The 15,560-nt window shown below is 65.5% G+C and carries 15 protein-coding genes; 5 read left to right on the top strand and 10 right to left on the bottom strand.

Annotated elements, in window-relative coordinates; all coding sequences use genetic code 11:
- The first annotated feature begins 24 nt into the window (after window positions 1–24).
- A complete protein-coding gene (locus K940_RS0104390) occupies window positions 25–522 on the top strand; it encodes a hypothetical protein (RefSeq protein ID WP_028476533.1) in 498 nt (165 codons plus the stop codon).
- Window positions 523–536: 14 nt separating this feature from the next.
- On the opposite strand, the gene K940_RS0104385 is transcribed toward K940_RS0104390, so the two are convergent.
- Window positions 537–989 carry a hypothetical protein gene (locus K940_RS0104385; protein WP_036527536.1) on the bottom strand — a complete coding sequence of 151 codons (453 nt, stop codon included), beginning with the start codon at window positions 987–989 and terminating at the stop codon, window positions 537–539.
- A gap of 388 nt (window positions 990–1,377) precedes the next feature.
- Window positions 1,378–2,739, bottom strand: coding sequence for a TIGR03118 family protein (locus tag K940_RS0104380; protein ID WP_369797462.1), 1,362 nt, complete (start codon window positions 2,737–2,739; stop codon window positions 1,378–1,380).
- A 115-nt stretch (window positions 2,740–2,854) separates the two neighbouring features.
- On the opposite strand from K940_RS0104380, the gene K940_RS0104375 reads away from it, so the two are divergent.
- Both K940_RS0104375 and K940_RS0104370 read left to right on the top strand, forming a co-directional pair.
- Window positions 2,855–3,352, top strand: coding sequence for a peroxynitrite isomerase (locus K940_RS0104375; RefSeq protein WP_028476530.1), 498 nt, complete (start codon window positions 2,855–2,857; stop codon window positions 3,350–3,352).
- Window positions 3,353–3,568: 216 nt separating this feature from the next.
- Complete coding sequence (locus K940_RS0104370) at window positions 3,569–4,483, top strand: hypothetical protein (protein WP_028476529.1); 915 nt, start codon at window positions 3,569–3,571, stop codon at window positions 4,481–4,483.
- A gap of 75 nt (window positions 4,484–4,558) precedes the next feature.
- On the opposite strand, the gene K940_RS0104365 is transcribed toward K940_RS0104370, so the two are convergent.
- The 5 genes from K940_RS0104365 to dxr form a co-directional block, all read right to left on the bottom strand.
- Complete coding sequence (locus tag K940_RS0104365) at window positions 4,559–6,346, bottom strand: penicillin-binding transpeptidase domain-containing protein (protein ID WP_028476528.1); 1,788 nt, start codon at window positions 6,344–6,346, stop codon at window positions 4,559–4,561.
- Between the two features lie 73 nt (window positions 6,347–6,419).
- On the bottom strand, window positions 6,420–7,271 hold the full coding sequence (locus K940_RS0104360) for a GNAT family N-acetyltransferase (RefSeq protein ID WP_369797467.1): 852 nt from the start codon (window positions 7,269–7,271) through the stop codon (window positions 6,420–6,422).
- An 82-nt stretch (window positions 7,272–7,353) separates the two neighbouring features.
- The gene (ispG, locus tag K940_RS0104355) at window positions 7,354–8,511 is read right to left on the bottom strand and encodes a flavodoxin-dependent (E)-4-hydroxy-3-methylbut-2-enyl-diphosphate synthase (protein WP_028476526.1); all 1,158 of its coding nucleotides are present in this window, start codon (window positions 8,509–8,511) and stop codon (window positions 7,354–7,356) included.
- 152 nt (window positions 8,512–8,663) lie between these two features.
- Window positions 8,664–9,857 (bottom strand): RIP metalloprotease, encoded by a 1,194-nt coding sequence (locus K940_RS0104350; protein ID WP_028476525.1) that lies wholly within the window; start codon window positions 9,855–9,857, stop codon window positions 8,664–8,666.
- A 165-nt stretch (window positions 9,858–10,022) separates the two neighbouring features.
- The gene (dxr, locus tag K940_RS0104345; protein ID WP_051406863.1) at window positions 10,023–11,189 is read right to left on the bottom strand and encodes a 1-deoxy-D-xylulose-5-phosphate reductoisomerase; all 1,167 of its coding nucleotides are present in this window, start codon (window positions 11,187–11,189) and stop codon (window positions 10,023–10,025) included.
- A gap of 121 nt (window positions 11,190–11,310) precedes the next feature.
- Here dxr and K940_RS0104340 point away from each other — a divergent pair, with 121 nt between their 5' ends.
- Together K940_RS0104340 and rlmN are read left to right on the top strand one after the other, a co-directional pair.
- Window positions 11,311–11,580: a DUF2631 domain-containing protein gene (locus tag K940_RS0104340; RefSeq protein WP_028476523.1), complete on the top strand. Its 270-nt coding sequence runs from the start codon at window positions 11,311–11,313 to the stop codon at window positions 11,578–11,580.
- A gap of 139 nt (window positions 11,581–11,719) precedes the next feature.
- On the top strand, window positions 11,720–12,826 hold the full coding sequence (rlmN, locus tag K940_RS0104335; RefSeq protein WP_028476522.1) for a 23S rRNA (adenine(2503)-C(2))-methyltransferase RlmN: 1,107 nt from the start codon (window positions 11,720–11,722) through the stop codon (window positions 12,824–12,826).
- 6 nt (window positions 12,827–12,832) lie between these two features.
- On the opposite strand, the gene K940_RS0104330 is transcribed toward rlmN, so the two are convergent.
- The 3 genes from K940_RS0104330 to pyrH all read right to left on the bottom strand — a co-directional run bounded on the left by K940_RS0104330 (window position 12,833) and on the right by pyrH (window position 15,374).
- On the bottom strand, window positions 12,833–13,840 hold the full coding sequence (locus K940_RS0104330) for a phosphatidate cytidylyltransferase (RefSeq protein WP_036527534.1): 1,008 nt from the start codon (window positions 13,838–13,840) through the stop codon (window positions 12,833–12,835).
- 197 nt (window positions 13,841–14,037) lie between these two features.
- Window positions 14,038–14,595: a ribosome recycling factor gene (frr, locus tag K940_RS0104325; RefSeq protein WP_028476520.1), complete on the bottom strand. Its 558-nt coding sequence runs from the start codon at window positions 14,593–14,595 to the stop codon at window positions 14,038–14,040.
- Window positions 14,596–14,645: 50 nt separating this feature from the next.
- The gene (gene pyrH, locus K940_RS0104320; RefSeq protein WP_028476519.1) at window positions 14,646–15,374 is read right to left on the bottom strand and encodes a UMP kinase; all 729 of its coding nucleotides are present in this window, start codon (window positions 15,372–15,374) and stop codon (window positions 14,646–14,648) included.
- Window positions 15,375–15,560: the final 186 nt, after the last annotated feature.

The following is a 15,560-nucleotide window of genomic DNA, read 5'->3' as shown; positions in this document are numbered from 1 at the left end:
GCGATGTGGGTAAGGTGGGCTCCGATGGCCAGCATGGAAGTCCGTTTCGGGGACGCGACCCGAACTGTGCCCCTGCCCAATCCATGGAACCTGACCGCGTACCTGGCCTCGGTGGCCACACACCGCGGTCGCTCCATCAGCCTGCACCCCGTTTCCGAATCGACGCTGGCAGGCACGGGTTGCGGCGGCGGCCTGTGGGTGGCGCGCGTACACGACGATGTCATCGTGTACGACGCCGCAGCGATCGGCCACACCGCCGACCACGCCATCCTGCACGTCATCGGCCATATGCTGCTGAACCACCAACGAACGCAGCAGCGCAGCGCCGACTCGCGGCCGTCGTCCACAGCCATGGTCTCGTCATCGATCTCGCTGCACTCGGTCGACGATGTACTCGGCCGCGCCGACCTCGACGCCGACCAGGAGCGGGAGGCGGAAATGTTCGCCGACATGACCATGGTGTATGCCTCGTTGCCACGGCGGCGCCGTCGCTCGTTCCGGCTGTTCGGGTGGGGCCGATAGCACAGATCGCTCGGCTACCAGCGGTCGTAGTACTCCTCGGGTAGTCGCCTGGCCCCGACACGGAGGTCGTCGACGAGATCCTGGTATCCGTCTGCCAGTTCACCGAGCTGGATCGACGCCTCGTAGAAGACCGCTTCCGGCGCACACGCCAGTCCCACGAACACCTGAGCGCTGAGCATGGCCAGCCGATCGACCACTCTCCCCACGGTTTCCGAATGTTCCGGCGCCACCGCAGGCGGCACCGGCGTCGCCAGAGTCACCCACCGATCGATTCCGCGCGCCAGTTGCACCCGTCTACGGTCGAACGGCCCGCATCGGGCAGCCGGGGTATGCTCCCGAGTCCGGTGCAACGCAGCCAGTTCTCCGGCCGCCTCGAGCATCGGATGATCGACATGCGGCAAGCCACGACAGGCTGCCAACAGCGGCTCTTTGTCGGGGATCGTCCAGTTCTCGGAGGTCTGATCCACGCTCGACACCCCCAGATGCTTCGTTGCGCCGGTGTTGCGGCATTGCCGGAACCTCCACATACACCCAGCGTGACCGACATCGGCTTGTTCCGTATCGGTTTCACATACTTCGATCTCTCGACACGCCGGCCATACCGGTCTTCGGCGCAGTCCGGCTGGGCGCAATCTATGGCAAATATCCAGTGACCACATGCTTTCCGCTATGGCGGCGGCATTGTCAAGAAGGCGAGCCATGGGGCGGCGTGCCAGCCAATCGCCGGCGTGTCGGGCGAAGGCGTCGCACGACCCCTCGGCGATCCGTGAGCGGTCCACCGAACATCACCCAGCGCGCGGAAGGAAGCCGGTCAGGTGTGGCCCGCGCCGGGGTTGCCCGAGCCACACGCTCGGGTCAGCGCGCCTGCGCCGGACGAAGCCTGCCGAACAACCCGTCCTCACCATCGTCGGGTCCCGACGTGAAGTACAACGAATCGACGTCACCCAGGCTCTCGCCATTTCCGAACATCAACGCCCCCAGGCCTTCGATGGCAATCGGCTCGCCCTCGGCGTCGCGGAGATAATCGGTGAACGTACCCGTGGTGTCGTCATAGGCGAGCACCTGCCCGGCGCCGCCGGTATTGCCGACCAACAGGGCACCACCGAGTGGACCGAAATCGTCGGGCGCGATGGCTACGGCCCACGGCGTGTTCAAGCGCTGGTCGTCGTCCAAGATGCGCACCAGCTTGCCGGTGGCGTCGAACTCGGCGACCTTGCCGTTGTTCGGCTTCCCGTTCGCATCGTGCTCCGCACTGCGGTTCAACGAATCCGGCTCACCAGCAGCGAAATCGGTAGCCTCGTTCTCGTCGATCCGAGTCGTGGCATAGGTGACGAACACGCGGTCACCGATGGTCACGACGTTGAAGGGCGCGAGATCGCCGGGCACCGCCCTTTTTCCCTTCTCCGGATCAGCGGGGTCGATTGCGTCACCGGTGGCGAATGGATTGGCGAAGCCACTGGTCGGAATCAGTTGCCAATTCTTGTCGAATGTACGAATCTGTGGCTCGGAACCGAAGTCGGCGGCCAACAACTGGTCTCCGGACGGAGTCAGCGCCAGGCCGAAGAACCGCATCCCGTGCGGGTGACCGTCGAAGATCAGCGTCGCTGGACCGTCGTGATGCACGATCCGCCCCTCGAAACCCTGTTCGGTCCACGCCGAGATTCTGCCCGAATCGGTAGCGAATATATACCGTGCCGAACCGTTCAGCGGTCCGAATTCTGCCGCGACCGGCTGGTCTCGGACGAAGAACATGTCGGACACGACCGGTGCCGGGTTGTAGACCACCGCAGTCGTTGTGCCTGCGCGGGTATCCGAGATATCGGCGTCGGCACCAGGAACGGTGACCAGTTGCAAGGGGTCGCGCGAGAGCGTCTGCACGCCATCGTCCGACGACTCGGTGACGTCACCCACGAACTGGAACGACGCACCGCCGGCGCCCACCCAGAAGTGGCCCCCCATACCCTCGGGTCGGCTGGCCAGCCCCCACGCGCGCACCATGTCCGGGAGGGTGTATTGCGCATCGTACTGTTCGTCGTTGGCCGCGAGATCGGTCCGGACGTACTCGTTGCCATCGAGCGCAGCCACCTCCTCCGGCGTCGAGTCCGAGCAGGCAACGGCAACAACCAGCGTGAGTCCCAACGCCGACACGCGCAACGATCCACTTCGGACCCACGACCGAATCTCGGTGCCGCGGCGCGCATTCCAACGTCCGTTCAAGTTCTCGATTCCTTTCCGACCACACCACAACGGTGACAAGGCGACCCCAACCCTAGCGTGGGACACTCACGGAAGTAGCGGCCGCGGTCGGCGAAACCGAGTTAGGCTGTCGGCTGTGGTGGAACCCCAGCCTCCTGTCGCACCGCACCCCGAGATCGCCCAACTCGCTCCCCTGCTCGGCACCTGGCGCGGAGCCGGAAACGGACGGTACCCAACCATTCGACCGTTCGGCTATGTCGAACAGATATGGTTCGGCCATCTCGGCCGACCATTCCTCACCTACCGGCAACAGACTCGCGCCGCCGACGACGGCAGACCCCTGCACGCCGAGACCGGCTATGTGCGTTGCCCTCGCCCCGACCGTATCGAATGGATCCTCGCCCATCCGACCGGGATCACCGAAATCTGTGAGGGCGCACTGTTCGTCGAGCGCGATTCGATACGCCTGGAATTGTCGTCCACCAGTATCGGCTGCAGCAGCACAGCAAAACTCGTGACCTCCCTCGGCCGCTCGATCCACCTGTCCGGCAACACCCTGGAATACACCTTGCGCATGGCTGCGGTAGGCGAACCGTTACAACACCATCTCGCCGCCACGCTGCATCGCGACTGACCCCACCCACCAGTCGCCCTCGACCGCCCGGCAACGATCCGAACAACAGACGAAAACGGATCGTCTGACACATTGCCGAGAAATCGGTGTCGGGCGTTAATGGAAAGGACCGGGCCACCAGCGGAATCGGGTGCTCCCGGTGCGGAGGAACCAGCACCACGGCGACGCCGACTCTCCGCCACCGTGAACAATGGCTGCAGAGGCGAGGGATCGACGTTGGCGACCGTGCTCAAGGTACTGCTGGCGGAACGTCATCTGACCCGACACGCGGACTTTCTGTCCATGTACGACAGATGCGCCCAGCAACTCGACCCGCCGATGCCGCCGGGCCATGGACCAGCAAAGGCACAGTATTATCAGTGGTTGTCGGGCAGGATGATCGGGCTTCCCCGGGACTATCACCGCCGGGTGCTGGAGCGGATGTTTCCGGGCTGGACGGTCGATGCGTTGTTTCAGGTGGCCGAGGCGACCTCGACCGGTGTCCGACCGCCGGCACGAGATCCATCGGATTCCGAGGTTCGACTCGAAGCGTTCCTCGGCGCGGAAATGGCCACCAGCGGAGCCACCCTGATATACCCGAGACGAGAACTGGCCGCGACGTCGGTGGTGGCGGAGGACGATTTCCGCGGACTACTGTACGTGTTCGCCCTCCTCCAGCGTCATACCGCCATCCCCACGACCGTGCAGAACGACCGCGCTGTCGCCGCACACCGAGATCGCTCCTACATCAGTTTCGGCTTGAGCGGCCGCCACTGTACGCACGTCTACCTCCGAACCGTCGAACCCCCACTGTTCACAGTGCGCCTCGAGGCGACCGAGAACCGCCGCTGCGCCGCACATCTGCAGCTCATCGATGGCAGCCGGTACGACTCCAGCGACGAACGACCTCTCGGCATCATCGCCCGCGTTCGACCCAACCCACAACGGCACCCCGGTCGGTACTGGATATATTGCGCGGGCTTGGGACCGCGCGGCACGGCCGGGGCGGGCTGGTACCTTGCCAACCATTGGACTCCGCTACAACAGCGCACCGGCGATCGTGAGTTCATAGCGGTTGTTCGAATCAACGGACACTCCGACCGGACAGCGGGCTTGGAACACCTGGTGATCACCTCTGCCACGCGGCAGTGATTGTCGAGCTTCGACTGCCGCGACAGCCAGCCGGCCGACCCACTGTGATGAGGCACACGCCTCGCAATGCGCCGATCAGTATCCGGCAGGCAGTGCCGCGAGCATCTGTCGCGTCACGTCGACGGCATTGTCGGAATTGCCGCCCGCAACCAACAGCGTGGCAAACGCGATGTCACCGCGAAAGCCGACGAACCACGAGTGCGAGGCGCCCTCTGTTTCCGCTTCGCCGGTCTTTCCGTACACCTGCCCCTGATCCGCGATCCGCTCGGCGGTGCCGCCGGTCACCACTGCGCGCATCATCAGCCGCAACCCCTCGATCACGTCCGGCGCCGGGGCGGGGCGGGTCCCGTCGACCTCGGTGGGACGCCCGTCGATCAGGTAGGGCACAGGCACCGCGCCGAGGGCGACGGTCGCTGCCATCAGCGCCATGGCGAATGGACTGACCACCACCTTGCCCTGACCGATGCCGTCCTCGATGCGCTGGACGAGGTCATCGGCCAGCGGGACCGAACCAGAGGCAGTCGGCGCCCCGACGATCGAATAGCGCGGTCCCACACCGAGTTGCGCCGCTGCGTCGTGCAGCGCCGAACCCGGCAGTTCACTGGCGAGTACGGCGAACGACGTATTGCACGATTGCTCGTACGCGGTGGTCAACGACACGTTTCCCGCGGCGAACCGGTTGTGGTTGGGGATGACTCGTTCTCCGATGACGATTCGGCTCGGACACGGCAGAATCGAATCCGGTGTGGCGCGTCCCACCGACAATGCCGCAGCGGCGGTCACGGTCTTGAATACCGAGCCGGGTGGATACAGTCCCAGCAGTGCGATCGGTCCGTCGCGGTCGGCCGCCTCGTTTTGGGCCACCGCCAGGATGGCGCCGGTGGAGGGGCGCAGCAACACCATCACAGCCTGTTCGGAACGCGAATCGACTGCCTGCTGAGCGGCATTCTGCACCCCACGATCGATACTCGAGGAGAACGACGGCGCCGGCCGCGGCGGCACATCTGTCAACACGCCCGTCTCAGCACCGTTCGCGGTCATGGTGACCACACTCCACCCGGCTGTGCCGTCCACTTCGGTGATCAGTGTCTCACGCACCTGGGCGAGCAGCGCGGGGGCGAATTCGCGATCGGTGGGAACCAGGTCCCATTCCTGGGTCACCGTGACGCCGGGCAGTCCGATGAGATCGGCAGTCACAGCACGGGATTCGGATTCGCCCAGCACAGCGACGGTGTAGGCGTCCGGGGACGATTCGGCGGCGGCGAGGATCGAGTGGGCCGTCATCGGCCGGTCGGCACGGTGCAATACCGCGGCCAACGTCGTGGCCACGGACACGGCATCCGGGGCCTGCATGGCGCTGAAGGAGACGCGAGATACTGTACCCGGTACCAATACATCACTCCCGGACTGCTCATTGACCCGTGCCCGCGGGGCCGGAGTGCTCCGCAACGCCATGGTCTGGGTATCTCCGAGTCTGGGATGGATGCTGGACGACGTCCATCGGACCACCCAGCGCCCCTCGTTGCGCCCCATACGCAGGCGGCCCGAGTAGCTCCACAGTCGATTCTTCGGCAGCCGCCATTCATAGGTGTACTCGACGGTCGCGGTGTCACCGCTCACCTGCGCCGCACCGGTGCGCGCAACGAGCCCGTCGGCTTGCAACTGATCCCAGGTAGACCCCAGCGCTGGGCCGGCTCGCTCCGGCGCGGTGGTCAGTTCGGCGGCGAATTCCACTCTGCGCTCGGCGAACGCTTGTACGAACGCATCCGCCACCGGTACCGGCCCTTGGGTCCCACGCACACATCCGGCACCGGACACCACGAGCACCACGACAGCCAGAAGCGACAGTATCGGTGTCGACATCCGCTTCCATGCCGGTGTTCGCTGTTCGGCACGTGTCCGCGGCAGTCCGGACGTTCCCCGTGCGCGCACGCGATCAGTCGACCAGGACGGTGGCGAATGTCGCGATCTGACGGAAGCCGACCGTGCGGTAGGCGCGCCGCGCGATCCGGTTGTAGTCGTTCACATACAGGCTGGCTGTGCGGCCGGAGGCGACCACCGCGTTCGCGATCGCAGCGATGCCGGCCGTGCCGCGCCCCTTCCCACGATGTGCTGGATGCACCCACACCCCTTGGATCTGGCCGGTGCGGTGGGACAGAGCGCCGACCTCGGCCTTGAAAACGACCTCACCGTCCTCGAATCGAGCCCACGCGCGGCCGGAATCGATCAGGCTCTGCATGCGCCGGCGATAGCCGCGTCCGCCGTCGCTGGCGCGCGGATCGACCCCGACCTCCGCGATGAACATGGCGATTGCGGCCGGCAGATAGCAGTCGAGTTCGTCCGGGCGCACCCGGCGAACCTCTGGGTCGGGCGCGACCACTGGCGGCCGACCGAGCGCGAGCAGCGGCTGGTCCGCGCGCACCTCACGTTCGGGACCCCAGTGAGCCGCCAACATCTCCCACAGCGGCAAGGCCAGTTCTCTGCGCCCCACCACCGACGAACATCGGCGTGGCCACCGAATCGCCCGGTCGGCAAACCCCCGCAGCGCATCCTGGTCACCCAGTAGCGGCACCAGGTTGGCGCCCGAGAAGCACATCGACTCCTCCGGGCCGCCTCTGGTCCACAGCTCGCCCTGACCGTACCGGTCGTCCACACCGGACTCTTGCAGCCGGGCAGCGACCATGCACGAGGCCACGGGATCGGCATCCAGCACGCGCAGCACCTGGGTCAGGTCCTGATTCGTGAGCTGCCGCACGGGGGTGTATTTGCCCCGCCGTACCGGCTCCAGCAGACTCCGCACGCCAACAGCCTGCCACGAATCCGAGGCAGGGCGGTATCGACGCGACAAAAGACCAGGTACTGGAGGCTACTCAGCCGACGGTGACCACCGGTTCACCGGCTCGAGCCGGGTCACCCATCTCGGCGGCGATACGCATCGCCTCTTCGATGAGGGTCTCGACGATCTTCGCTTCCGGGACGGTCTTGATGACCTCACCCCGGACGAAGATCTGCCCTTTACCGTTGCCCGAGGCCACACCCAAGTCTGCCTCGCGCGCCTCTCCCGGCCCGTTCACCACGCACCCCATCACGGCCACCCGTAGCGGCACGTCCATCCCCGACAGGCCAGCAGTCACCTCGTCGGCCAAGGTGTACACATCCACTTGGGCGCGCCCGCACGACGGACACGACACGATCTCCAACTTCCGTGGGCGCAGGTTCAACGACTGCAGGATCTGGTCGCCGACCTTGACCTCCTCCGCCGGCGGCGCGGACAACGACACTCGAATCGTGTCGCCGATGCCCTCCGACAGCAATGCACCGAACGCCACTGCCGACTTGATCGTGCCCTGGAAGGCCGGACCGGCCTCGGTGACACCGAGATGCAGCGGGTAGTCGCACTGCGCGGCCAACTGCCGGTAGGCCTCCACCATGACAACCGGGTCGTTGTGCTTGACCGAGATCTTGATATCGCCGAACCCGTGCTCCTCGAACAGGCTCGCTTCCCACAATGCCGACTCCACCAGAGCCTCTGGGGTCGCCTTGCCGTATTTCGCCATCATCCGCTTGTCCAGGGACCCGGCATTCACGCCGATACGAATCGGAATGCCCGCGTCGCCCGCAGCCTTGGCCACCTCCGCGACGCGGCCATCGAACTCTTTGATGTTGCCGGGGTTGACCCGCACCGCGGCGCACCCGGCGTCGATCGCGGCGAAGATATAGCGCGGCTGAAAATGGATGTCGGCGATCACCGGGATCTGGGACTTGTGCGCGATCATGGCGAGCGCGTCCGCATCCTCCTGTCGCGGGCAGGCTACCCGCACGATGTCGCATCCCGATGCGGTCAGCTGCGCGATCTGCTGCAAGGTGGCATTCACATCATGGGTCTTGGTCGTGGTCATCGACTGCACCGAGATCGGATGATCGCTGCCCACCCCGACACTGCCCACCCTCAGCTGGCGGGTCTTGCGCCGAGGAGCGAGCACCGCCGCAGGCGCGGTCGGCATGCCCAATCCGATTGCGCTGGTCACTTTCGACTGCCTACTTTCCTCACGTGTGGGCTGTTCGGTGCCGAGTCTAGCCGTCGGTGGGTAGTCGATCTCGTGACGGCGGCGATATCACCGAACCCGGCGCGCGGACATCACCGAACCCGCCGCGCGGCGAGTTCCGGCGCTTCGAGCGGTCAGAGCAGCCTGATCGGATTGACGATGTCGGCGGCCAAAGTCAGCAACATGTAGGCACCGCCGATCACCACGAAGGCGTAGGTAGCGGGCAGCAGCTTCAGATAGTTGACCGGGGCGCCGGGTGCGAGACCTTTCCAACCACGAATGGTGTTGCGGATCTTCTCGTAGAGCACCACCGCAATATGGCCGCCGTCCAGGGGAAGCAAGGGCAGCAGGTTGAACACAGCGAGGAAGAAGTTCAAGCTGGCCAACACCAGAATGAACGACTGCCACAATCCGCGCTCGGCGGTCTCACCTCCGATGCGGCTCGCACCCAGAACACTGAGTGGGGTTTCCGGGTCGCGTTCTCCGCCGGTAACCGCGTCCCACAGCGCAGTCACCTTCGCGGGCAATTGGAGCAACGAGTGCACCGTACGCACCGACAGGTCCGCAGTGAACTGCGCGGACGCGGGAATGGCCGTGAACACGTCGTACTGCGGCGATTCCGGCACGTCCAAGGTGACGCCGACCGCACTGATCTCGAGCTGCTCTCCAGAATCGGTGTAGCGCACCACCTGTTGCGGCTGCACACTCACCTGCAGGCTCTGCCCGTCCCGCTCCACGGTGTACCGGATCACGCCGGTCTGCTTCTGGGTCTGTGCGGTGAACTCGAACCAGGTGCTCACCCCCACCCCGTTGACCGCGGTGACGACATCGCCCGGTCGCAGCCCGCCGCGCTGCGCAGGCCCTTGGCCGGTACACGCCTGGTAGGAGCGGTCCGGGTTGTGGTCGGACACGCATTGCACCGCGCCGATCTTCGCCGGGGGATCGGCCAACCGGGGCAGCCCCCAGCCGACGGCGACGACCACGATCAGAAAGAACCCGAGCAGAAAGTTCATCGCGATACCGCCCGACATGACCAGGAGTCGTTTCCAGGTGGCCTGCCGGTACATCGCGCGGTCGAGATCTTTGGGGTCCAGTTCGTCCAGTGCGGTCATTCCCGCGATATCGCAGAAACCACCGAGCGGAAGTGCCTTCACTCCGTATTCGGTTTCTCCGCGGCGGAAGGAAAAGATCTTCGGTCCGAAGCCGATGAAATACCGGCGCACTTTCATTCCGGTCGCCTGAGCCGCCCACATGTGCCCACATTCGTGCAGCGCGATCGAAAGGGTGATACCGAGCGCGAACAGCACGAATCCGAACGCGAACACCATTTGCTCTACAGCCCTCCTGCGTTTGCGCAGCTCGAATATTCCGCACGCGCGCGTCCGATCCGGGCCGCGAGCATTGTGCTCACCCTAACCGGACAACGCCCCGCCGCGCGTGTTGCGTGTGCCATCGCCCGGTCGCGACGCGCGTTCCGATCTTTCCTCGACCGATTATCGTGCCGGGACATGGCTGGCGGCGAATGTACGCGCCCACGCGTCCGCGGCGAGAACCTCGTCGAGCGAATCCGGCTCGGTACGCCATTGCACGGCCGCCTCGACCGCGGCGGCGACCGTGCGCACGATGTCGGGGAACCGAATGGCTCCATCGAGGAAGGCTTGCACTGCTACCTCGTTGGCCGCGTTGTAGACCGCCGGGACACTGCCGCCGAACTGCCCGGCCGCGCGGGCTATCTCGACGGCCGGGAAGACCTCGCTGTCGACCGGCTCGAACGTCCAGGTGGACGCGTTGCCGAAGTCACACGCGGGCGCGGCGCCGGGTACCCGGTCCGGCCAGCCGAGGGCCAGCGCGATCGGCAGCTTCATATCCGGCGGACTTGCCTGCGCGAGGGTGGAACCGTCGGTGAAGGTGACCATGGAATGGACGATCGACTGGGGGTGCACCGTGACGGCGATCCGCTCGTAGGGGATGTCGAACAGCAGATGCGCCTCGATCAGTTCCAGGCCCTTGTTCACCAACGAGGCCGAGTTCAGGGTATTCATCAACCCCATCGACCACGTGGGGTGAGACCGGGCGGCAACCGGATCGACCGATTCGAGCATGTCGGCAGTCCATCCTCGGAACGGGCCGCCGGAGGCGGTCAGCACCAGCTGATCCACCTCCTCGGCGCGTCCACCCCGCAGACACTGCGCCACGGCGGAATGCTCCGAGTCGACCGGAACGATCTGGCCGGCAGCGGCGGCCCGGGTCACCAGCGAGCCGCCCGCGACCAGAGATTCCTTGTTGGCCAGAGCCAGCCGCGCACCCGACTGCAGGGCGAGCAGAGTGGGCTGCAACCCGAGCGAGCCGACCAATGCGTTGAGCACAACGTCTGCCTCGGTACTGCGGACCAGCTCGGCCACGGCCTCGGGGCCGCTGTGAGCGAGGTCCAGCTGCGCGGCGGCAGCCGGATCTGCGACAGCGACATTGCGGGTGCCGGTGGCGGCCATCTGGTCGGCGAACGCTGCCACAGTGCCGCCACGCGCGGCCAATCCGACCACCTCGAAACGATCGGGGTTGTCGGCGATCACCTCGAGCGCTTGGGTACCTATCGATCCGGTACTGCCCAGCAGCAGAACTCTCACGCGGTCGGACACGGCCCTATTGTGCCCCACCGACATCACCGGATCGTCAGGTGCGGGCCGACTGCCAACGACATGCTGTCGTATGTCACGATATTCGTTAGGAGCTCATCACCTCGGGTACCGAAATCACGGTACGGATAACAGCTAAGGAGCGATCGTGGCCGCCACGGAACTCGAACACGCCGGTACCGAGCGCGGCATCGTCACTCGCGTGGACCCTGCCGAAGTTCCCTCCGCCGCGTGGGGGTGGAGCGGTGAGTCCCGCCGAACCTTTCAGGTCGCGGGCGCGGTCGTCGCGTTCATTCTGCTCGCGATGCTGATCGGTAATCACCAGGGGCGAGTCGAGAATCTGTTTCTCGTCGGCTTCGCTGTGCTGATCGTGGGCGTCCTGATTCGCGACATCGTGCTCCATCGCAAGCCGCGCTAGCGCCGCCGCCCCGCGAGCCAGGCGGCCAACGCCTTCGACGATCGCCGTGGTCGCCAGATCTGCCGATCCGGGGGCGTGGACGTGCGTCGGCCGGCCCGCGCCTGGCTCGGTCGCGCTGTTGTGGGAAAATTCTTCGGCTATGACGCTTCCGCTCGTAATCGATGCCCCTCGCCGTGGTCTGCCGCCGCGCCACCTGGCGGATCTTCCCCTCCCCGATCGGCGGCGCGCGGTTGTCGACCTGGGTGAGAAGCCCTTTCGCGCCACCCAGCTGTCGCACCACTATTTCGGCCGGCTCACCACCGACCCGGACGAGATGACCGACATCCCCGCAGAGAATCGGCGACGGCTCGCAGATGCGCTGTTTCCTACCCTTTTCACCGAGGTTCGCACACTCAGCTGCGACGACGGTGCCACCCGCAAGACCCTCCTGCGCGCCCACGACGGCTCCCTGGTCGAAACCGTCCTCATGCGCTACCCCGACCGCTCGACCGTCTGTATCTCCAGCCAAGCCGGCTGTGGCATGGCGTGCCCCTTCTGCGCCACCGGGCAGGCCGGGCTGACTCGTAATCTGTCGACCGCCGAAATCGTCGATCAAGTTCGCCGCGCCGCCGCGGCAGTGCGCGCCGGCGAACTCGCCGGCGGGCCGAGCCGCCTGTCCAATGTGGTCTTCATGGGAATGGGCGAACCGTTGGCGAACCTGACCCGGGTCATCGACGCTGTCCACCGGATCTGCGATCCCGCACCTGCCGGACTCGGTATATCCCAACGATCGGTCACGGTGTCCACAGTGGGGGTTGTTCCCGCGATCCACAAACTCGCCGACGCCGGGTTGCAGGTCCGTCTCGCTGTGTCCCTACACACTCCGGACGATGACCTGCGCGACACGCTCGTCCCGGTCAACCAGCGATGGAAGGTCGCCGAAGTCCTCGAAGCGGCCAGGGGATATGCCGAGGCCACGGGCCGGCGCGTGTCGATCGAGTACGCGCTCATCCGAGAGGTCAACGATCATTCTTGGCGCGCGGACCTGCTCGCCGAACTGCTGCGCCGCCACCTCGGCGCGCATCTGGCCCATGTCAATCTCATCCCACTCAACCCGACCCCCGGCAGCGCGTGGGATGCCAGCCCCAAGCGGGTCCAGGACGAGTTCGTCGCCCACATCCGAGCCGGCGGGATCAGCTGTACCGTCCGCGACACGCGCGGCCAGGAAATCGCAGCGGCGTGCGGTCAGCTCGCCGCTGACAGCTGATCGCGATCAGAGCAGCGTCGACAACACCAGCCAGGAGACGAACGCCGAAGGAAGCATGGAGTCGAGTCGATCCATGATTCCACCGTGCCCTGGCAGCAACGTGCCCATGTCCTTGATCCCGAGCTCCCGTTTGATCTGCGATTCGATGAGATCGCCGCATGTCGCCACCACCACCAGGCCCACACCCAGCACGACGCCGATCATCGAGTCGGCGTCCAGTAGTAGCGTCACGGTGAGCAGCCCGCCGATCACGCTGAACACCAGCGAGCCGCAGAATCCCTCCCACGACTTCTTCGGGCTGATCGCGGGCACCATCGCATGCTTGCCGAACAGCACACCCGCCACATAGCCGCCCACGTCGGAGCAGACCACCACGATCATGAAGGTCAACACACGCAGGTTGCCGTCCGGCTCCAACAGCAGCAGTGTGGCGAACGAGGCGAGCAACGGGATCCAGGCCAGAGTGAAGACCGTGATGGCGGCGTCGCGCAAGAAGTTGCGCGGCGCCGTATGCAGACCGCGGTCGAACAGCCGCCAGACCATGCCGATCAGTGCAGTAGCGGCGAAGGCGCCAGCGACACCGCTGGCCCCATAGGGCCAGCCGAGCCAGAACACCGCCTGGCCCCCGAGGATCAGCGGAATCCGCGGAACCAATACCTCGGCCTCACGAAGCCGTTTGGCCACTTCCCACGTCGCCACGCCGACCGCGGCCCCGACGACGCCGATGAACACCTTTGGTACGAACAGCAGAATCGCGATGAGCGACAACCCCAGGCCGAATCCGACCGCCAGCGCAGCCGGCAGATTACGGCCCGCACGCGAACCGGAGCGGGCCGATGCGGGCTGCCCGACGACGGAATCGGTCTCCGCCGGCCCGGCCGCGGGCGGGACGGCCGCGCTGGCGCCGACGTCCTTGCCCTGTTCTCGCATCGTATCGGCTCCACCGTTCGCCGGCGGCTCCTCGGCCGCACCGGTCGCGGCAGCATTGTCGGCCACGATTGTCCCGTCGCTCACCTTGTCGTTCCGTTCATCCCCACCCGGGCAGGTCCTCGGCTGTGTCGCACTCTCGGGCATTCGCTGTGTCGCAGTCTCGGGCATTCGCTGTGTCACACTCTCGGGCACTCGCGATGCCGCACCCTGGGGCATTCGCAATGCCACCTCGGCTACGACAAACTACCGCCTTTGGACTCCTGGGTACACATCGAGCGGCGTCACACCTCGAGCAACTCGGCTTCTTTGTGTTTCACCAACTCGTCGACGTGACCGACATACTTGGCTGTGGTCTTGTCGAGCTCCTTTTCGGCGCGTCCGACCTCGTCTTCTCCTGCCTCGCCATCCTTCTGGATGCGGCCCAGTTCATCCATCGCCTTGCGACGGACGTTGCGAATGGCGACCTTGGCATCCTCCCCCTTGCTCTTGGCCTGCTTGGCCAGGTCACGGCGGCGTTCCTCGGTCAACTGCGGCACCGAAATTCGAATGATGTCACCGTTGTTGGTGGGGTTGACCCCGAGATCCGAGTTGCGGATCGCAGTCTCGATCGCACCGAGCTGGCCGGCCTCATAGGGTTTGATCACCACCATGCGCGGCTCGGGCACCGTGATGCTGGACATCTGGGTAATCGGAGTCGGGGACCCGTAGTAGTCGACGACCACTCGGGAGAACATGCCAGGATTCGCCCGACCCGTGCGAATGGTTCCGAGATCGTCCTTCGCCACCGAGACGGCCTTCTCCATTTTCTCCTCGGCATCGAGGAGCGCTTCTTCAATCACGACCGTTTCCTCCACAGCGTCGTCATGTCATGAACCGCGGCTCGCGGGTCTCACGATCGAACCAATGTGCCGATCTTCTCACCTGCGACCGCACGGGCGATATTGCCCTTACTCAACAAATTGAAGACAAGAATCGGCATCTGGTTGTCCATACACAAACTGAAGGCAGTCGCGTCGGCGACCTTGAGGTCACGTTCGATGGCCTCCTTGTGCGTTATCTCGGAGTACATGGTGGCGGTCTCGTCCACCCGTGGGTCCGCAGTGAACACGCCGTCGACCGCCTTGGCCAACAGGACCACATCCGCACCGATCTCCAGGGCACGCTGCGCGGCGGTGGTGTCGGTGGAGAAGTACGGCATGCCCATACCCGCACCGAAAATGACCACACGCCCCTTCTCCAGGTGGCGCTTGGCACGAAGCGGCAGGTAGGGCTCCGCGACCTGTCCCATAGTGATCGCGGTCTGCACCCGGGTGTCCACTCCCTGCTTCTGCAGAAAATCTTGCAGCGCAAGGCTGTTCATGACGGTGCCGAGCATGCCCATGTAGTCGGAGCGAGCGCGCTCCAGACCGCGCTCCTCGAGCTCCGCGCCGCGGAAGAAGTTTCCACCACCGATCACCACAGCAACCTGGACTCCGGTTGCGACCACTTCGGCGATCTGCTCGGCAACGGTTTGCACGACATCCGGATCCAACCCGACCTTGCCCCCGCCGAACATTTCCCCGCCCAGTTTGAGTAGTACCCGGCGATATCCTGGGCGGTCGGTCCCCGGGTCCATCATGGGTCTGCGTCTCCTTCGGCGGTGAATGGTCGTTGTCCCGACGGTGCGGCGCCGACGGTGGGCGCCCGGTGGCAGCACGGCACTGGCGGCGGCACCTATCCTGCCTCATTCGGTTGCGCGGCAGCAGAAGACCCCCCGGCAACCGGAGACATCCGATCGACGGGGGGCCATGCGCTGGGCTCGGCG

Source organism: Nocardia sp. CNY236, assembly GCF_000482385.1.
Classification (GTDB): domain Bacteria; phylum Actinomycetota; class Actinomycetes; order Mycobacteriales; family Mycobacteriaceae; genus Nocardia.
Note: the sequence above shows the minus strand (reverse complement) of the source record. Positions and strands in the feature narration are given on the sequence as shown.

Coding starts and splice junctions, on each gene's coding strand:
- K940_RS0104390 (WP_028476533.1), top strand. CDS start 25: ATGGCCAGCATGGAAGTCCGTTTCGGGGACGCGACCCGAACTGTGCCC.
- K940_RS0104365 (WP_028476528.1), bottom strand. CDS start 6,346: ATGTCGACACCGATACTGTCGCTTCTGGCTGTCGTGGTGCTCGTGGTG.
- K940_RS0104350 (WP_028476525.1), bottom strand. CDS start 9,857: ATGGTGTTCGCGTTCGGATTCGTGCTGTTCGCGCTCGGTATCACCCTT.
- dxr (WP_051406863.1), bottom strand. CDS start 11,189: ATGTCGGTGGGGCACAATAGGGCCGTGTCCGACCGCGTGAGAGTTCTG.
- rlmN (WP_028476522.1), top strand. CDS start 11,720: ATGACGCTTCCGCTCGTAATCGATGCCCCTCGCCGTGGTCTGCCGCCG.
- pyrH (WP_028476519.1), bottom strand. CDS start 15,374: ATGATGGACCCGGGGACCGACCGCCCAGGATATCGCCGGGTACTACTC.